The 16,052-nt window shown below is 54.4% G+C and carries 12 protein-coding genes and 1 pseudogene; 4 read left to right on the forward strand and 9 right to left on the reverse strand.

Annotated elements, in window-relative coordinates:
• The first annotated feature begins 57 nt into the window (after positions 1-57).
• Complete coding sequence (locus AC3DKS_RS02210) at positions 58-894, forward strand: hypothetical protein (protein ID WP_015754927.1); 837 nt, start codon at positions 58-60, stop codon at positions 892-894.
• 114 nt (positions 895-1,008) lie between these two features.
• Here AC3DKS_RS02210 and AC3DKS_RS02215 read toward each other — a convergent pair whose 3' ends face one another.
• Together AC3DKS_RS02215 and AC3DKS_RS02220 are read right to left on the reverse strand one after the other, a co-directional pair.
• Positions 1,009-1,437 (reverse strand): FKBP-type peptidyl-prolyl cis-trans isomerase, encoded by a 429-nt coding sequence (locus tag AC3DKS_RS02215; protein ID WP_041327213.1) that lies wholly within the window; start codon positions 1,435-1,437, stop codon positions 1,009-1,011.
• A 139-nt stretch (positions 1,438-1,576) separates the two neighbouring features.
• On the reverse strand, positions 1,577-2,272 hold the full coding sequence (locus tag AC3DKS_RS02220) for a protein-L-isoaspartate(D-aspartate) O-methyltransferase (protein ID WP_272607302.1): 696 nt from the start codon (positions 2,270-2,272) through the stop codon (positions 1,577-1,579).
• Between the two features lie 109 nt (positions 2,273-2,381).
• Here AC3DKS_RS02220 and AC3DKS_RS02225 point away from each other — a divergent pair, with 109 nt between their 5' ends.
• On the forward strand, positions 2,382-4,610 hold the full coding sequence (locus tag AC3DKS_RS02225) for a DUF5916 domain-containing protein (protein WP_272607303.1): 2,229 nt from the start codon (positions 2,382-2,384) through the stop codon (positions 4,608-4,610).
• Between the two features lie 29 nt (positions 4,611-4,639).
• Here AC3DKS_RS02225 and AC3DKS_RS02230 read toward each other — a convergent pair whose 3' ends face one another.
• Complete coding sequence (locus AC3DKS_RS02230) at positions 4,640-5,572, reverse strand: EamA family transporter (protein ID WP_272607304.1); 933 nt, start codon at positions 5,570-5,572, stop codon at positions 4,640-4,642.
• A 53-nt stretch (positions 5,573-5,625) separates the two neighbouring features.
• Entirely contained in the window at positions 5,626-6,822 is a 1,197-nt protein-coding gene (locus tag AC3DKS_RS02235; protein ID WP_272607305.1) for a PQQ-dependent sugar dehydrogenase, read from the reverse strand.
• A gap of 171 nt (positions 6,823-6,993) precedes the next feature.
• Here AC3DKS_RS02235 and treS point away from each other — a divergent pair, with 171 nt between their 5' ends.
• Positions 6,994-10,314 carry a maltose alpha-D-glucosyltransferase gene (gene treS / locus AC3DKS_RS02240; protein WP_272607306.1) on the forward strand — a complete coding sequence of 1,107 codons (3,321 nt, stop codon included), beginning with the start codon at positions 6,994-6,996 and terminating at the stop codon, positions 10,312-10,314.
• Here treS and AC3DKS_RS02245 read toward each other — a convergent pair.
• The 4 genes and pseudogenes from AC3DKS_RS02245 to AC3DKS_RS02260 all read right to left on the reverse strand — a co-directional run.
• Positions 10,304-10,477: pseudogene (locus AC3DKS_RS02245) on the reverse strand (NAD(P)-dependent alcohol dehydrogenase); the annotation flags it as partial. The gene treS and the pseudogene AC3DKS_RS02245 sit on opposite strands and share 11 nt — an antisense overlap.
• Positions 10,478-10,531: 54 nt before the next feature.
• The gene (locus tag AC3DKS_RS02250; RefSeq protein WP_015754936.1) at positions 10,532-10,948 is read right to left on the reverse strand and encodes an OsmC family protein; all 417 of its coding nucleotides are present in this window, start codon (positions 10,946-10,948) and stop codon (positions 10,532-10,534) included.
• Between the two features lie 798 nt (positions 10,949-11,746).
• Positions 11,747-11,974: a hypothetical protein gene (locus AC3DKS_RS02255; RefSeq protein WP_015754938.1), complete on the reverse strand. Its 228-nt coding sequence runs from the start codon at positions 11,972-11,974 to the stop codon at positions 11,747-11,749.
• 232 nt (positions 11,975-12,206) lie between these two features.
• Positions 12,207-12,962, reverse strand: a complete 756-nt coding sequence (locus AC3DKS_RS02260) for an SDR family NAD(P)-dependent oxidoreductase (protein WP_272607307.1) — start codon at positions 12,960-12,962, stop codon at positions 12,207-12,209.
• Positions 12,963-13,243: 281 nt separating this feature from the next.
• On the opposite strand from AC3DKS_RS02260, the gene AC3DKS_RS02265 reads away from it, so the two are divergent.
• The gene (locus AC3DKS_RS02265) at positions 13,244-13,792 is read left to right on the forward strand and encodes a hypothetical protein (protein WP_272607308.1); all 549 of its coding nucleotides are present in this window, start codon (positions 13,244-13,246) and stop codon (positions 13,790-13,792) included.
• On the opposite strand, the gene AC3DKS_RS02270 is transcribed toward AC3DKS_RS02265, so the two are convergent.
• Positions 13,768-15,318, reverse strand: coding sequence for a GH3 family acyl-acid amido synthetase (locus AC3DKS_RS02270; protein WP_474731396.1), 1,551 nt, complete (start codon positions 15,316-15,318; stop codon positions 13,768-13,770). The two genes, AC3DKS_RS02265 and AC3DKS_RS02270, sit on opposite strands and share 25 nt — an antisense overlap.
• Positions 15,319-16,052 lie beyond the last annotated feature (734 nt).

Genomic DNA, 16,052 nt, shown 5'->3' on the forward strand with positions numbered 1-16,052 from the left:
AATCGAAAACATTACGCGATTAAAAGCCTTTCGCTATATTCGGAAAAAGATTCACAAATGAACCGACTGATTTTTAAGATAATAGCAGTTATCGGGCTTTTATACGCCCAGGTTGGATGCGCCCAAACGGCGCCGCGTCCGGATTTTGACCTCGAAAACGACCTGTTGCTCGCCCATTTTGACTGTAAAACGGATGTAGACGACGTACATAGCGTTGCGGCTACGGCCACCCTGTTGCGGCACCCGGATTTCAGGGAAGTCAGATACCATGCAGTTGCGGGTGCATACGGGGTTCAGGAAGGCCTTTATGTGCCGGCTGAGGAGCTCTTTGAAGCCGCTTTTGGCACCCATTGGTCGGATGCGCATGCCGATTTCGGGAAGGCCCTGCTGGAGGTGTACGCCGTCGTTTCAGGCACCCTAAGCCGGGGCGGGGACATCTGGATTCCCGAAGCCGGCCAGTCCGACTTTTCAGCGGCTCTTGTCCGCCAGGTCCGGCAGCGAAACCCGCAGATCGACACGCGGTCCCGGATTCATATTGTCCAGCACAGCGATTGGAACGAGCGGGTTACCTCCCCGGAAAGCCTGGCCTATGTCAGGGAGCATACGGATTATCGGAAAATACCCGACGGCAATGCAGAAGGGAACGGGACCCCCGGTTTCCGGAAGGACCAGGCGATAGCCTGGCGGGAACAGTTGAGTGACCCGGAACTCGTGGCGCTGTGGGAAAGCGCCCAGGCAATCGCCAACCGCTACAACGGAGCATCCGGCCGGTACCTGAATAAATCGATTGCTGCTGGCGGGCTCGATTTCTCGGATGTGTCCGAGACCTGCTGGATTTTTGGTTTGGAAGGCCTGGAGGATGCAAAAGCCTTCTTTGCCCGGCTCGCCCAGTAATGCAGATAGCTCGCCCAATATTGCAAATAAAAAAATAAACCCCGGGCCATCCCGGGGTTTATATGATTGTGGTACAAATGTCCGGACGGCCGAATGCCGCCGGAATCACGCTAATTACATGATGGCGACCACTTCCAGGTCAAAGACCAGGTCCTGACCGGCCAGCGGGTGGTTGGCATCCACAACAATATTGTCTTCATTGACCTCGGCTACACGGAGCTGCCGCTCGGAACCGTCTTGTCCGCGGGCCACGAGCCCCATGCCTACTTCCGGCTTGATGTTTTCAGGCAGTTCGGAATTCGGTACGGCCTGGAAAAGCTCTTTCCGGATTTCGCCATATGCTTCTTCTTTTGGAATGGTAATGGTCTTTTTTTCGTTGACCTCCATATCCACGAGGCCTTTTTCGAAACCGGGGATCAGGCTGCCCTCGCCGAGTTTCACCTCCATGGGCTCCCGCTCGAGGGAACTGTCAAATACCTCCCCGTTGGTCAGTTTTCCGGTGTAGTGCACCCGGACCATATCATTCGCTTTAACTTTACTCATAATTCAATTTTAAATGCAGAATATTTCCTAATAAGCTGCAAAGGTAGTGGCTCTAAACGCATTAGACGAAAAAATCCCCTTTTTTATACCTTTTTTATGGAATTTCCGGCGATTTTCACTGATCTCGGGATGATTTGATTCAATTTTCGCGTGTAAACGGTACAAATCGCACAGGCATCAACGACTCCCGAACGAGTTTTCCATTGCGCTTCTTGCGCAGAAGCACCAGGTCGCGGACCCCCTGATGCGGACCGACCGGAATGACCATCCGACCGCCTTCGGCTAACTGGTCTACCAGGGGCTGAGGAAGCGCTTCCGCTCCAGCGGTTACGATGATGGCATCAAACGGCGCCTGCCGGGGCCAACCGTGGTAGCCATCCCCGATACGCACCTGAATGTTTTCGTATCCAAGCGCCTGCAGCCTCTTGGCGGCTGCTTCTCCCAGGGGCTCCACAATCTCAATGGTATAGACGGAATCTACCAGTTCAGCCAAAACAGCTGCCTGATAGCCGGATCCCGTCCCGATCTCCAATACTTTATCGCTGCCCTTGAGGCGCAGTGCCTGGGTCATAAAGGCCACCATGTAGGGTTGTGAAATGGTCTGCCCCTCCCCGATTGGCAAGGGGGTGTCCGAATAGGCCTCAGCACGGTATTTTTCCGGGACAAACAAATGCCTGGGAACCTTGCGCAAGGCCCGCAGGACCGAGCCTTCTACAATGTCGCGGGACTGGAGCTGTTCCCGTACCATCCGCTGCCGGAGCTGCGGGAAGTCGGGTTGCCCCCAGAGCCCTTTCAGTACGCCCAGGCAGAGCGCCAGCGATATCAGGGACTTCATTTCAAACGCTTTTCTTAAAGATACAAAACAGCGGGAAAAGTCCTGTTGCACCGGGAGGGAACGGCTTCGGATTTAATTTTATATTTACCGGATAACCAACTGACTTCAGATGCATTTTTTTCGCCCCTGCTTCATCGCCCTGGCCGCCTGCCTGGTCTGCATACCTGCAAATGCCCAGGAGGCCATTCAGCCCGATACCACCAACCAGCAGCGCCCCGCCTATGAGGCCGTCGCCCTCGATGAGGAACCCGTGGTGGACGGGGATGTTCTGGGCGACCCGGTCTGGCAGGCCATTCCGGCCACGGAGGGACTCCGGCAGATCCGGCCGAATTACGGCCAGCCGGTTTCCGAGCGCACAGCGGTGCGGGTGGCCTACAGCCGATCCACGTTTTACCTTTCCGTGGTTTGCTATGATTCGGAACCGGACAAGATCGTGGTATCCGATTCCCGTCGTGATGCCGACCTGAACGACGAGGACAGTTTTCTGTTTATCATCGACACCTATAACGACCGCCAGAACGGGTTTTTGTTCGGGACGAACCCCCAGGGGATGGAATACGATGCCCAGATCAATAACGAAGGAAAGGGCAATTTTAACGCCAATCGCCAGCAGGGTGGCGTTATTGGGGGCACCAATCTGAACTGGGATGCCGCCTGGACCGTGCGCACCCAGGTGGGGGATTTTGGGTGGAGCGCGGAATTCGCCATCCCGTTCCGCTCGCTGCGATTTGCCAGCGGGTCGGCCAAGAGCTGGGGGATGAATTTCCAGCGAAACATCGCCAAGAATACGGAGACAGCCTATTGGACCACCCTCCCGCTGGGCTTTGACCTGAAGCGGTTGTCTCTGGCCGGCCAGCTCAGCGGCCTGGATCTGGTAAACCCGGGAAACCTCAAACTAATCCCGTATGTCCTGGGCCGGGCCACCCGCGACCGGAGCATGGACCCTATCGAAACCGACACGGATTTTGAGGCCGGTGCCGACATTAAATACAGCATCACCCCCGGCCTGACCCTCGACCTGACGTACAACACGGATTTTGCCCAGGTGGAGGTGGACGACCAGCAGGTAAACCTGGACCGGTTCAACCTGTTCTTCCCGGAGAAGCGCGCCTTTTTCCTGGAAAACGCCGGCCAGTTTACCGTGGGGAGCCCCGGGGAGGTAGACCTGTTTTTCAGCCGTCGAATTGGCCTGGGGGACGACGGCAGCGTGGTGCCCATCATCGGCGGGGCCAGGCTGTCCGGTAAGGTCGGAAATACCAACGTGGGCTTGCTCAGTATGTTTACGGAAGATGTGGAGGAAGCGGGGATTGAAGAGAACAATTTTTCCGTGGCCCGGGTTAACCACAACTTCCCGGGAACGCGCTCTTCCCTCGGGGGGATTTTTGTGAGCCGTTCGGGGCTCGGGGCCACGGATGACGATTACAACCGGGTGTACGCCATTGACGGCAAATGGGGAATCGGCAACAAGGCCGAGGTCAACGGGTATGTTGCCAAGAGCACCACTCCGGGAATCGAATCGAATGACCACGCGTTTAAACTCCTGGCCAACTACGACTGGAACGGATGGAACGTGAGCGCCGGTTATACCGAAGTGGGCGAAGGTTTTAACCCGGAAGTCGGGTTTTTACAGCGTACCGCCTTCCGAAAACCCGAACTCCTGCTGTTCAAGGCGCACCGCTTTAAGGATGCCGGGCAACTGCTCGAAATCCGCCCGCATACCTCGTACCGGGGTTACTGGGACTTTGACGGCAACCAGCAAACCGGTTTCTGGCACATCGACAACCACTGGGTATTCCGCAGCGGTTTTGAAGTGCACACGGGCATCAACCTCACCTACGAACAGGTGTTCCAGCCCTTTGATATTGCCGGGGTTACCGTGCCGGTTGGGGAATACCCGAACGAAGAGCTGCAACTGGTGGTGATCACCAACCCGAACAACGCCTTTTCCCTGAGTACCCGTACCTTTATCGGAGGGTATTTTGACGGGAAGCGCATCAGCAACAGCGGGACTGCCAATTATCGGGTGGGGGACAAATTCGTCTCCTCCCTGACCTTCAGCCACAACGATATCGGTTTAAGCAACGGGGACGTCACCGCCGTAGTGGGCGGCCTGCGCCTGGCCTATTCGTTTACCCCAAGGCTCTTTGTCCAAAGCCTGATCCAGCGGAACAACGTGTCGAACATCACTTCGGTGAATGCCCGCCTGGGATGGCTGCAAAGCGCCAATACCGGCCTCTTTGTGGTGTTGAACATTGTACGGGACGACGACCTGCCGGATGCCCTGGACAATCAGGTGCTGACCATCAAGTATACCCACCAGTTCGATATCCTGAAATAAGGCCGCACTACGGCCCGGGCTTGCGGGCACTAACGGGCTACCCGGGATCTGCGAAATCGGCGGAGGCTGATGGTCTTGTGTTTTGTGCTGATAAAATAAACACCGGTGAGCAGCACCAGGGCAGCCACCACGGATTGTAATGTGATAGGCTCATCCAGGAAGTACCAGCCCAGGAGCATCGCCACAATCGGGTTTACGTAGGTGTTGGTCGACACTTTTTCGGGCGAAACCACCTTCAGCAGGAAGTTGAATGCCGTAAATGCCACAATGCTGCCAAAGAGAATCAGCAGCAGCATGGCCCAGAGCGTATCCGCCTGCCATTCCAGGGGGTTGCTCAGGGGCTCCCGGAAGCACAGGCTCATGACCAGCAGTATCCCTCCGCCCATTAGCATCTGGTAACCCGTGTTTACGAAGGAATTCCCGGGTAAATCAGCCTTGCCAACAAACAGGCTCCCATAGGCCCATGCCACCATGGCGGCAAAGATCATGAGAATCCCGATCCAGGCGTCCGGGTGCCGCGTGGTGGCGTCCTGGCTTACGAGCAGGTAGATCCCGAGAATCCCCAGGGCTACACCCACCAGGGAGATGGGGCGCAGCCGATGGCCCTGCAGGAGCCACATCAGGAGCATCACGAGCAGGGGCTGGGCCGCAATGATCAGGGCAGCAAAATTCGTATCCACGAATTTCAATGCCCAAACCACCATCCCGTTGCCGAAACTCAAAAACAGGAACCCCGCTAGTCCCGTGTTCAGCAACTGGCGCCGCGTAATGTCCAGTTTTTTTCCCATCAGGGCCGCTATTCCAAAAATCAAAACCCCGGCAATCACAAAACGGATGCCGGCCAGTAAAAAAGGAGGCAGTTCGTCCACGGCCACCTTATTGAGCAGGTAGGTAGACCCCCAGATAACGTAAATAGCGAAAAATGCCGCAAAGATGAGCGGGGCCTGGGATCGGTTTTCCATGGCGCAATATTAATGCAAACCCCGCTTTCAATCGGCAAGGCGCCCGAACAATTTTATTCGGCTGAAGCCATCTCCTGTCCGTCGTAGACAATCCGGTAAATGGCATTCCCGAAATCGTCGGAAACCAGTAGCGATCCGTCTTCCAGGAACATCAGGTCTACCGGCCGGCCCCAGCGGGTCTGGTTCTCGTGGTTGAGCCACCCGTCAATAAAGGGTTCATATCCCACCGATTCGCCATCCTTTAGCTTCACCAGGGTCAGGCGGTAACCCGATTTTTCGCTGCGGTTCCAGGAGCCGTGTTCGGCAATGAGCAGGTGGCCCTGATAAGCCTCCGGGAACATGTCCCCAGAAACGAATTTAACGCCCAGGGGGGCTACGTGGGCGCCCAGGTTTTGCACCGGGGCGACAAAATCGTCGCAGGGTCGCTGGTCGCCGTAGTCCGGGTCGGGAATTGACCCTCCATGGCAAAAGGGATATCCGAAATGCTGCCCCGTTTCCGTAACCCGGTTCAGTTCACAGGGCGGGATGTCGTCCCCCATCATATCCCTGCCGTTGTCGGTGAACCAAAGTTCTTCCGTTTCAGGGTGCCAGGTAAATCCCACGGTATTGCGGACCCCCCGGGCCACAATTTCCCGATTGCTGCCATCCGGGTCCATCCGCGTGATGGTTGCAAACCGTTCATCCACTGAAGTACTGTCGCAGATGTTGCAGGGTGCACCCACAGGTACGTACAGCTTGTCGTCCGGTCCAAAGGCGATGTATTTCCAGCCATGGTGGAATTTATCCGGGTAATCGTCATACACAACCACGGGGTCCGGCGGGTTGTCCAGCCGGTCTTCAATGCCATCGAAACGCAACAACCGGTCTACCTGGGCCACATACAGGGAGCCGTTCCGGAAGGCTACCCCGTTGGGTACCTCCAGGGTGGTATCCAGGACAATGGTCCGGTCTGCCCGGTAATCGCCGTCTTCGTCTACCAGGGCATAGAGCTTGTTGGTCCCCCGCGTACCCACAAACAGGGTCCCCTTGTCGCCCATCGCCATCGAACGGGCGCCCTCCAGGTCTTCCGCAAAGGTATGGGCGTAGAAGCCCGGCGGCAGGTTCAGGCTGTCCAGGGGCAGGTTCGAGGTAAACTCCGGACGCGCTTCGGTTGCGTCCTCCGGTTGTTTGGGATCCTCCCCGCAGCCAGCCAGCAGGAGCAAAGCCAGGCAGGCAGTTCCGTAAAGTGTCAAATGGTGTTTCAAATCCATGGTGTAAATTTTCCCCTAAAATACAACATACGCCCCGCAAATGCAGATGCCGGCTAAACTATCCGGCTGCGGGCTTCAGGTTCCCGGGGGGAATTCGTAAATTTTGCGGCATCCACAAAGGCCGGGTAGGAAATCCGGACTTTGGCCAAATTAACATCGAAACAAGGAACTGTGAGTAAAGGGATTAAAATTGACGATGAGAAACACTGGTATAAAGATGCCATAATCTACGAATTGCATATCAAGGCATTTTTTGACAGCAACGGGGATGGAATCGGGGATTTTCAGGGCCTGATCCAGAAACTGGACTATCTTGAGGACCTCGGGGTTACGGCCATCTGGGTCCTCCCCTTCTACCCTTCCCCACTGCGGGACGACGGTTACGATATCGCCGATTACTACAATATCAACCCCTCCTACGGAAAACTCAGGGACTTCAAGCGGTTTATCCGCGAAGCGCACAACCGCGGACTCAAGGTGATTACCGAGTTGGTAATCAACCATACCTCCGACCAGCACCCCTGGTTCCAGCGCGCCCGGAAGGCACCCCCCGGTTCCCGCCACCGGGATTACTACGTATGGAGTGACGACCCTGGAAAATACAAGGATGTCCGCATCATCTTCACGGATACCGAACCCTCCAACTGGACCTGGGACCCGGAGGCCAAAGCCTATTTCTGGCATCGGTTCTTTTCCCACCAGCCCGACCTGAATTTCGACAGCCCGGACGTACAGCAGGAGGTTTTCGACATTATGGATTTCTGGTGCGAACTGGGAGTGGATGGATTCCGGCTGGATGCAGTCCCCTACTTGTTCGAACGGGAGGGCACCAATTGTGAAAACCTGCCCCAGACCCATGAATTCCTCAAAAAACTCCGGGCACATATCGACAGTAAGTACGACAACAAGCTCTTTCTGGCCGAGGCGAATATGTGGCCCGAAGACAGTGCGGCTTATTTTGGCAAGGGCGATGAATGCCATATGAATTACCACTTCCCGATTATGCCGCGCATGTTCATGGCATTGAAAATGGAGGACCGCTACCCGATCATCGACATCATCGACCAGACTCCGGAAATTCCCCCAACCTGCCAATGGGCCATCTTCCTGAGGAACCACGATGAATTAACCCTGGAGATGGTAACCGACGAGGAACGGGACTATATGTATAAGGTTTACACCAAAGACCCCCAGGCCAAGATCAATGTGGGGATCCGCCACCGCCTGGCACCCCTGCTGGAAAACAACCGAAGCAAGATCGAGCTGATGAATGTACTCCTGTTTTCCCTTCCGGGTACGCCGGTCATCTACTACGGGGACGAAATCGGCATGGGGGACAATTTTTACCTGGGAGACCGGGACGGCGTTCGCACCCCCATGCAGTGGACCGGGGACCGCAATGCGGGTTTTTCCACTGCAAATCCCCATAAACTGTACCTCCCGACCATCATCGATCCGGAATACAAATACGAGGCGGTCAATGTGGAGTCCCAGCAAATCAACAGTTCCTCCCTCCTTTGGTGGATGAAGCGGATTATCGGCATGAGGAAACGCTACAAGGCGTTCGGGCGTGGGAACATAGAGTTCCTGGCCCCGGCCAACGCCAAGATAATCGCATTTATCCGGGCTTATGAAGGGGAACAGATACTCGTATTGTGCAACCTGTCGCGTTTTGCCCAGGCCGCCGACCTGGAACTCGGCGCATTCGAAGGGCATACCCCGGTGGAGGTTTTCAGCCGGAACCGTTTTCCGCGAATCGGCCGGGAACCGTATTTGTTTACCCTGGCGCCTTTCGGCTACTATTGGCTCTCACTGGAGCAGGACGAACGCCTGGTGGAAGCCGGCCCCCCGCCCCGCTTAAAAGCCGACAAATGGAGTGGCCTGATGTCGAAGCCCCTTCGGAAAAAACTCCAGGAGGAAGTATTGCCGCGCTATCTGGATAACGCAGACTGGTACGCCGGGAGGAACCGGATTCGACAGAGCCTGGAAATCCGCAATTCGGCCGCCTTGCCCCTTCGCGGCCTGCCGAGCCGGTGGCTCGTGGTAAAAACCAGTTATAACGACGGCCTGCCGGAACACTACCAGTTGCTGGTGGCGTGGATCCCGGAGGCCCGGCGGGAAGCCCTTCGCGACCTGCCGGATGCAGCGATACTCGCAGAGATGCAGCTCGGTTCGGAACCCGGTGTCCTCATCGATGCCATTTACGAGGAGCCTTTCCGGATGGCCCTTCTGCAATGGGTGCGGCAGGGGAAAAGATTCGAAACTGACGGGGGCGAACTGCACTTCAGCCGCGGCAAAAGGAAATTCCCGGCCCCTTCGGACCCCATGAAATCCCGGATCCTGCCTTCCGGCCAGACGTTCAGTTCCCTGCAATACGACGACCGCTACCACCTGAAACTCTATCGCCGACTGGACGATACGCTCAACCCGGATCTGGAACTCGCCCATTTCCTCTCGGAGGAAACCACGTATGAGCATGTCCCGGATTATCTGGGGGCAGTGACCTTTTCAGCAGCGGGAAGGACTACGCTGGCCCTGGGATTGGCCCAGGAACTCGACCCCAGCCAGGGGACGGCCTGGGAATATACCCGGGATGCCTTCCACATGTTTTTTGAACGGGCCCTGGCAGCCGGGGAGGAAACTAAATTCAAGCCACCAAAAGGCGGCCTGACGGATCCGTTGCGTTTCGAAGACCTTCCCGAACTGTTGAAAGATCTGATGGGGAGCGCCCTGCCCGAACGCATTGTGCAACTGGGGGAGCGCACGGCCGGACTGCACCGGGCCCTGGCGTCCCAACCCGGGCGGGAAGGCTTTGAACACGAGGCCTTTTCCCTGCACTACCAGCGCTCGGTCTATTCCTCCCTGCAGGGATTGACCCGGGATGCATTTGACAAGCTTAGGAAATCCCTCAAGCGGCTCCCCGAGGAAATCCAGGAGGAAGCCCGGGAGGTGCTGGGCCTGAAGAACGACGTCCTCCAGTGTTTCAAACGGATATTCTCCCATAAAATGGAGGCGGTTAAAATCCGAACACATGGGGATTTCCACCTGGACCAGGTCTTGTGGACCGGTCGGGATTTCCTGATTCGGAATTTTGAGGGCGAACCCATGCGGCCTTTCTCGGAACGCAGATTGAAGCGCTCCCCCCTGAGGGACGTCGCGGCCATGATCCGTTCGTTGCATTATGCAGTTTACGGCGCCTTACACGAAAGCGACTTGCTGGGCGGCGAAGGCAATGAAATTCAGGAATACTGGGCGCAAATATGGAATCGGGCCAGTACGAGGCTCTACCTGAGCGGGTACCTGAAATCCCTGGACGGTCCGGGCTTTATCCCCGAGGACCCCGACGACTACCGCATCCTGTTGGAAACCTTCCTGCTGGAAAAGGCGGTGTACGAACTCGGGTATGAACTGGAACACCGCCCGGACTGGGTGTTGATCCCATTGAGAGGAATTCGTTCCGTGCTCCGGGAAGCCGGGTTTCTCAGTTCCTGAGGGCCTTCATGTCGATCACAAACCGGTATTTGACATCGGCTTCGATGACACGCATGCAGGCATCGTTGATGTCCTGCATGCGAATTAGTTCAATGTCAGAAGTAATCTGGTGTTTACCGCAAAAGTCAAGCTTCTCCCGGGTCTGGGCCAGGCCACCGATCAGAAAGCGCGTAAGCCCTTGCGGATTTCAATTTTATAGCGTGCAATTTCTCTATCCTCAAACGAGTTGGGCTTCCAGGTGGATCTTTGCATTGAGGAGGTTGGAAATCGGGCACACTTCCTTTGCCTTCTGGGCGGTTTTTTCAAATGCCTCTGCCTGCATTCCGGGTACTTTCCCACGGAGGTTCAGGTGAATGTCGGTTACCTTCCCATCCTCAAAATGGACTTCGGCCGAAACGTCCAGGCTATCTGGTGTGTACCCTTCTTCCCCAATGAGAAAACTGAGTTGCATGGCAAAACAACCTGCATGGGCTGCGCCGACCAGTTCTTCAGGATTCGTCCCTTTGGTATCTGCAAACCGGGTATTAAAGGAATAAGGGGTTTGTTCCAATACGCCGCTGGCACTGCTGAGGGTGCCGCTGCCTTCTTTGCCGCCCCCTTTCCACAGGGCGCTTGCTTTACGGGTAAATTTCATGGTTCTATGTTATGGTTAAAAATATTTGCCCACGAGAACTGATGTCCTCCGCGGTTTAAAGCAAGATAATAAAAACGAAAGGTTCCCAAAGGCCATTGCTCCTTTTGAGGTACCCGGCCATTCGATAACGCTTCAATCCGCGGGGACTCCTCCCTGTAACACTTTGGATTCCCGGTCGTCTTATTCATAAAGGCAAGTATGAAACGGCTCAACATGAATTACGATTGGCGACAGCTAACATACGACCGCAGGAATGGCTGGAACATTGGCCGTAAATTCCTTGCAGATACCGTATATTCGAGCAGGTAAAAGGCGGAAACCGCAATTCCCTGCCCCATGGAACAGGCATTTTTCGAAATGATCCTTTGGATACTGCTCACCTTTGTCCTGGCAGTACTACTCCCCGCTTGCCTAATCTGGTACCTCTACAGGAAATACCGCAACCGGCATCGCTAGGCCGTAACTTTCGGCCTGAATTCCCCTTCGATGGCATTCCTTCGTTTTTAATCGTTACTCACAGTTATACTACACCCCACCGGTGCGCAGCCACGGTACCATAGGGTTCATTCGGTGAAATTCTTAAATGTTTAACATAATAATATAAAGTTTAAACATTTATTGGCTATTCCCCGGGAATTCCAGGGCTATCCACGTGATTGATACGGTAGTGATGCCCGAGTAATTGTTGGGAGACTATTAAATTAAAACCGCCCGGATTGGGCGGTTTTTTATTTATACAACCATAACGAAACCGGGCAGCGTTATCGCCTACTACCTACCCGATTGACTCAGGGCTGGCTATACCTCGATGCGGCCCTGCAGGCGCTTTTCAACCTTGCGCTTGATGGCCGTGAGGTTTTTCATTACCTCCATCAGGTGCTGATCCCTTGTTTTCTTATACACTTCGTTAATCTCGAGAATGAGTTTCTTGAGGTCCCGGGAAGCCTGCACCCGATCGCTGGTCGTAATGCGCGACCATTTGCGGTTTTCGAATTCTGAAGCTTTTTGTAATAATTCGGTAGTCATGATACTGGTTCTGATTTTATAGCAATTCTCGAACCCGGCTGTTGGTCACGGTTTTTTTCCGCCTTTTTTCATGGCCGGAAATTAAAATACGGCCAATCCCCGACAACGATCCGCAACCCGGATTCCTTAAATAATTCCCCGAATTTAATATTTCTCTACAGACAGCTAAACACATTAACAAAAGTTTAATGTATTCGGCCTGAGGCGGCTAAAAGAACGGTTCTTTCCGACATCAATGCATATAACTCCCGGCATTCATATCGACGGTGGTGCCCGTGGCGTGGTCCATTTTGCCGCTGCACATAAAGGCCACCAGGGGGGCGATGTCCCCGGGAACCGTCAGGTTGGGCAAAGCGATTTCATCCTGCAGTACTTTCTCCCCTTTCTGGCGAATAAACGTTTCCGCCATTTCGGTACGGGTAAAACCCGGGGCAATGGTGAACGCCACGATCCGGTCCCGCCCGAAGGCTCGCGCCACGGATCGGGCCAGGGAAGTCAGCCCCCCCTTTGACGCGGCATATCCCAGAAAATCTTCGGTCTCACCCCGGAAGGCCGCCCGGCTCCCGATATAGACCAGTCGGCCGCCACCCCGCATTTTAAAATGCTCCAGGGCCAGTTTCGTAAGCAATCCGCAAGCGTCCAGGTTAATAGCCAGGGTCTTTCGCCATACCTGCCACCAATCTGCAGTTGCCATTTCCGGCGGGTGCGGCAGGAAAACACCTGCATTGAGCACCAAAGCATCCAGGTGGCCCAATGCCTCCAGGCTTTTACGGAAGAGTTCCTCTGTTTCCGCCGGGTTCTCGAGGTTGGCAGCGAGGGTCGCAACTTTCGAATCCGGATGTGCTTTGGCCAACGACTCGGCAGCTTCCCGGTTTTTGTTATAGTGGGCGATGATACGCCCCCCCTGCCCGAGAAGTTCCCGGGCTACCGCCGCTCCGATACCCTGGGAAGCCCCGGTAACCAGTATATTTTGTCCTTTCAGTTCCATCAGGCAGTTTCACGCTTAAATTTCTGTTGGGAAAGTAGGCAGATTGGACTGGAATTCCAATGGAAATTGACAGCGATGGGAATGCCCCGGGCGATACCCTTGTATTATTGCTGAATCAGCCGGGTAGCGTTCGGGATCCGTTAGATCTGGAATTTATTTCAAAAAAGGTCATGAAAATAGCACAAACCGTCTACTTTTTTTCGTATTCTTTTAATCAAAATGATTCAGCTATCACAGATCCCAAATGGCAAACCCCCGGGATCTCAAATCATAAAACTGGCATGGCAAACCGCATCCCCGAATTCCTGACAACACCATTTCAGAGGGCCCGCTCTCAGTATCCCGAACTGGCCGGGGTCCGCATCCGTCTCAGACTGCTCAGTAGGCCCGGCCGATCTACCATGACAGCCCGTCCAACCTTTTGGTCGTTGTTTGCGGGCAGGAAGGTGCGCACCTACATCATCCGGATTAGTCCGACGGTTCAATTTGGAAATAAAACCGAATCATTGGCCGTTCTGCCGGCAGAGGTATTGGAGGGATGGTTTGCCCACGAATTGGGTCATGTAGTGGATTATTCGCGCTACAGCGGTTTTGGGTTGCTTGGGTTTGGCCTGAGATACCTGTTTTCCCCTTCCTTCAGGCGGGCTGCCGAATTCCGGGCAGATTACCACGCCGTATCGAACGGGTTACAGGAATCCATCCTGCGGACCAAGAACTATATCCTGCACGAGGCGGACATACCCGAAGCCTATAAGGCCCGTATCCGGCGATTCTACAGTTCCCCGGAAGAAATCGAAGCCCTGGTTCAGGAGCTGGCTGCGGATTCCTGACCTGTACCCTGGTTCCGGACAAATTCCTCCCACTGGGAAAACTTATCGGGATCCATGACACGTTCCATCTTAACCTGTCCCCCCTTCTTTTTTTGCGACTCGTTCCAGCCGTAGAAGATTTCCGGGTCCACAACCTGTACCTTCACCCCCTCAAGCGCTTTGGACCTCGCCACCCGATAATTCTTATTGGCTTCCTGGAGGTGGTTGTCCAGGGAGGAGGCCAGTTCCTTTGAGTCTCTGGAATCCCGGCTGCCCAGGTACCAACAATGGTGAAATCCGTCGTCCAGGCGGATCGCCGCCAGGGTGTATTCCGGGATGGCCATGTCAAACGTATTTTCCAGGTGCTGCACCCCGGCATCCAGTTTTTGCACCGATAATTGGGAGCCCACTGTGTTCAGGAAGAATTTGGTCCTTCCCGTAATATGGATTTCCGCCCGGCCGGTATCCGAGAATGCCACCGTGTCTCCGATCAGGTAACGCCATGCCCCCGAAACCGTACTAATTACCAGGGCGTAATCTGTATCGGCTTCCACCTGGTCCAGGCCCAGGCTGGGGGCCTCCTGCCGTATGCTCCCGTCTTCTTCCAGATTCTCGGGGACGAAAGGAACGAATTCAAAGTAAATTCCATTATCCGTGAGCAACTGCATTGCGTCGGTTTCCGGCCGGGTTTGCAGTGCCAGGAAACCTTCCGAAGCCAGATAGGTATCGATGGCGGTAATTTCCCGGCCCATAAGCGACTGAAAACTCTTCCGGTACGGGCCAAAGGCCACCCCCCCGGAGGTATATACCCGAAGGTTGGGCCAGATTTCATGGATGTCCCGGAGCCCGTGGGTGTCGATGACCTTGCGAAGCATCAGTTCAATCCAGCTGGGGATACCGCTCAGAGCCCCGATGTCCCAATCAGAGGCACGGTCGGCAATTCGCTGAACGCGGTCGTCCCAGTCGTCGATCCGGGCAATTTCCTCCCCGGGTTTATAGTAACTCCGGAACCAAAAGGGAATATTCCCGGCACTGATACCTGAAATCTCGCCTTCTCGAAATTCCCCCTGCTCCTGTAAATCCGTGGAGCTCCCGAGCATCAGAATCTCTTTTTCGAAGAATTCCGAAGGCAGGTCAAAGTTGCGCAGGGATAATACCTGCCGGATCCCGGCATTTCGGATGCTCTTGATCATCTCGTCGGTTACCGGGATCCGCTTACTGCTGCTGCCGGTGGTCCCGGATGAGAGCGCATAGTAATCCGGTTTGCCCGGCCAACTGATATCCGGGGATCCGTCCAGCTGTTTTTTCCACCAGCCCTCGTGCATCCGCTTGTAGTCAAAATAGGGTACCTGTTCCCGGAATGCCTTGCGTATGTCGTCGGCCCCTAATAAGGCATCAAACCCATGGTGTTTTCCAAATGCCGTATCCCTCGCCTTCTCAAGCAGGCTGCGCAGTTGCGACTCCTGTTGATCCAAGTGGTTCTGATCAGGTTTTATGATGGCCCCGGCCTCGATGGCCTTCTTGATGATAGCTCCCAGTAATGGCATATGTCGTTAAAAATACAAAGGCCCGGTCAACCCGATGTGCCAGAGCGGGGTAAAAATGCTCGGTATTACACCCTGCCTCCCTCCTATTCCATCAGTTTCAGCAGGCGCAATGCAAAACTCAGAAAAAATTTCAAATTTTTAGGATTTGTATTAAAGCTCTAAAGTTCAGTTATATAGATCTGATCTGAACCAATACAATATGTTAAAAAATGTTTAAGACAGTACCTTTTATAGCATAGTACTGTAACAAAAGAATCCCTCACCCGTCTTATGGATGTAATACCGCAACAAGGCAACCAATTATGACAGCAAGAGTAAACATTATCAATAACAGGTTCCAGCTACTGATGCTGGGATTCGGCTGGAGCCGGCGTCCTGTGCGACTTACAAAATCAATCCATCAATTAAAAAATAACAATCATGAAAGCAATGAACTTAGCCACACCGACTGAAGCAAGACGTTTCCGGAGTTTTTCCAATTTTAAATCGAGCAAGCGCGTGCGCTGGTCCGAATCCCGGAACTTCGTCTACTGACAAATCCATCGACAATCAAAAAACAAATCGTCATGAAACCTATTGTAAATCAAACCCCTACCGAAACCAGAAGGTTTGCTTATTTCTCGAGTTTCCGGGATAGCAAACGCGTCCGGTGGAGCGAGAATCGGAACTACTTCTATTGATAGCCCCCCTATTATTAGCTCCTCCCCGCCCCATGGAAAAGAAAAAGGCCCGCT

Source organism: Robiginitalea sp. (genome assembly GCF_982776155.1).

Coding starts and splice junctions, on each gene's coding strand:
- AC3DKS_RS02210 (WP_015754927.1), top strand. CDS start 58: ATGAACCGACTGATTTTTAAGATAATAGCAGTTATCGGGCTTTTATAC.
- AC3DKS_RS02215 (WP_041327213.1), bottom strand. CDS start 1,437: ATGAGTAAAGTTAAAGCGAATGATATGGTCCGGGTGCACTACACCGGA.
- AC3DKS_RS02220 (WP_272607302.1), bottom strand. CDS start 2,272: ATGAAGTCCCTGATATCGCTGGCGCTCTGCCTGGGCGTACTGAAAGGG.
- AC3DKS_RS02225 (WP_272607303.1), top strand. CDS start 2,382: ATGCATTTTTTTCGCCCCTGCTTCATCGCCCTGGCCGCCTGCCTGGTC.
- AC3DKS_RS02230 (WP_272607304.1), bottom strand. CDS start 5,572: ATGGAAAACCGATCCCAGGCCCCGCTCATCTTTGCGGCATTTTTCGCT.
- AC3DKS_RS02235 (WP_272607305.1), bottom strand. CDS start 6,822: ATGGATTTGAAACACCATTTGACACTTTACGGAACTGCCTGCCTGGCT.
- AC3DKS_RS02250 (WP_015754936.1), bottom strand. CDS start 10,948: ATGAAATTTACCCGTAAAGCAAGCGCCCTGTGGAAAGGGGGCGGCAAA.
- AC3DKS_RS02255 (WP_015754938.1), bottom strand. CDS start 11,974: ATGACTACCGAATTATTACAAAAAGCTTCAGAATTCGAAAACCGCAAA.
- AC3DKS_RS02260 (WP_272607307.1), bottom strand. CDS start 12,962: ATGGAACTGAAAGGACAAAATATACTGGTTACCGGGGCTTCCCAGGGT.
- AC3DKS_RS02265 (WP_272607308.1), top strand. CDS start 13,244: ATGGCAAACCGCATCCCCGAATTCCTGACAACACCATTTCAGAGGGCC.
- AC3DKS_RS02270 (WP_474731396.1), bottom strand. CDS start 15,318: ATGCCATTACTGGGAGCTATCATCAAGAAGGCCATCGAGGCCGGGGCC.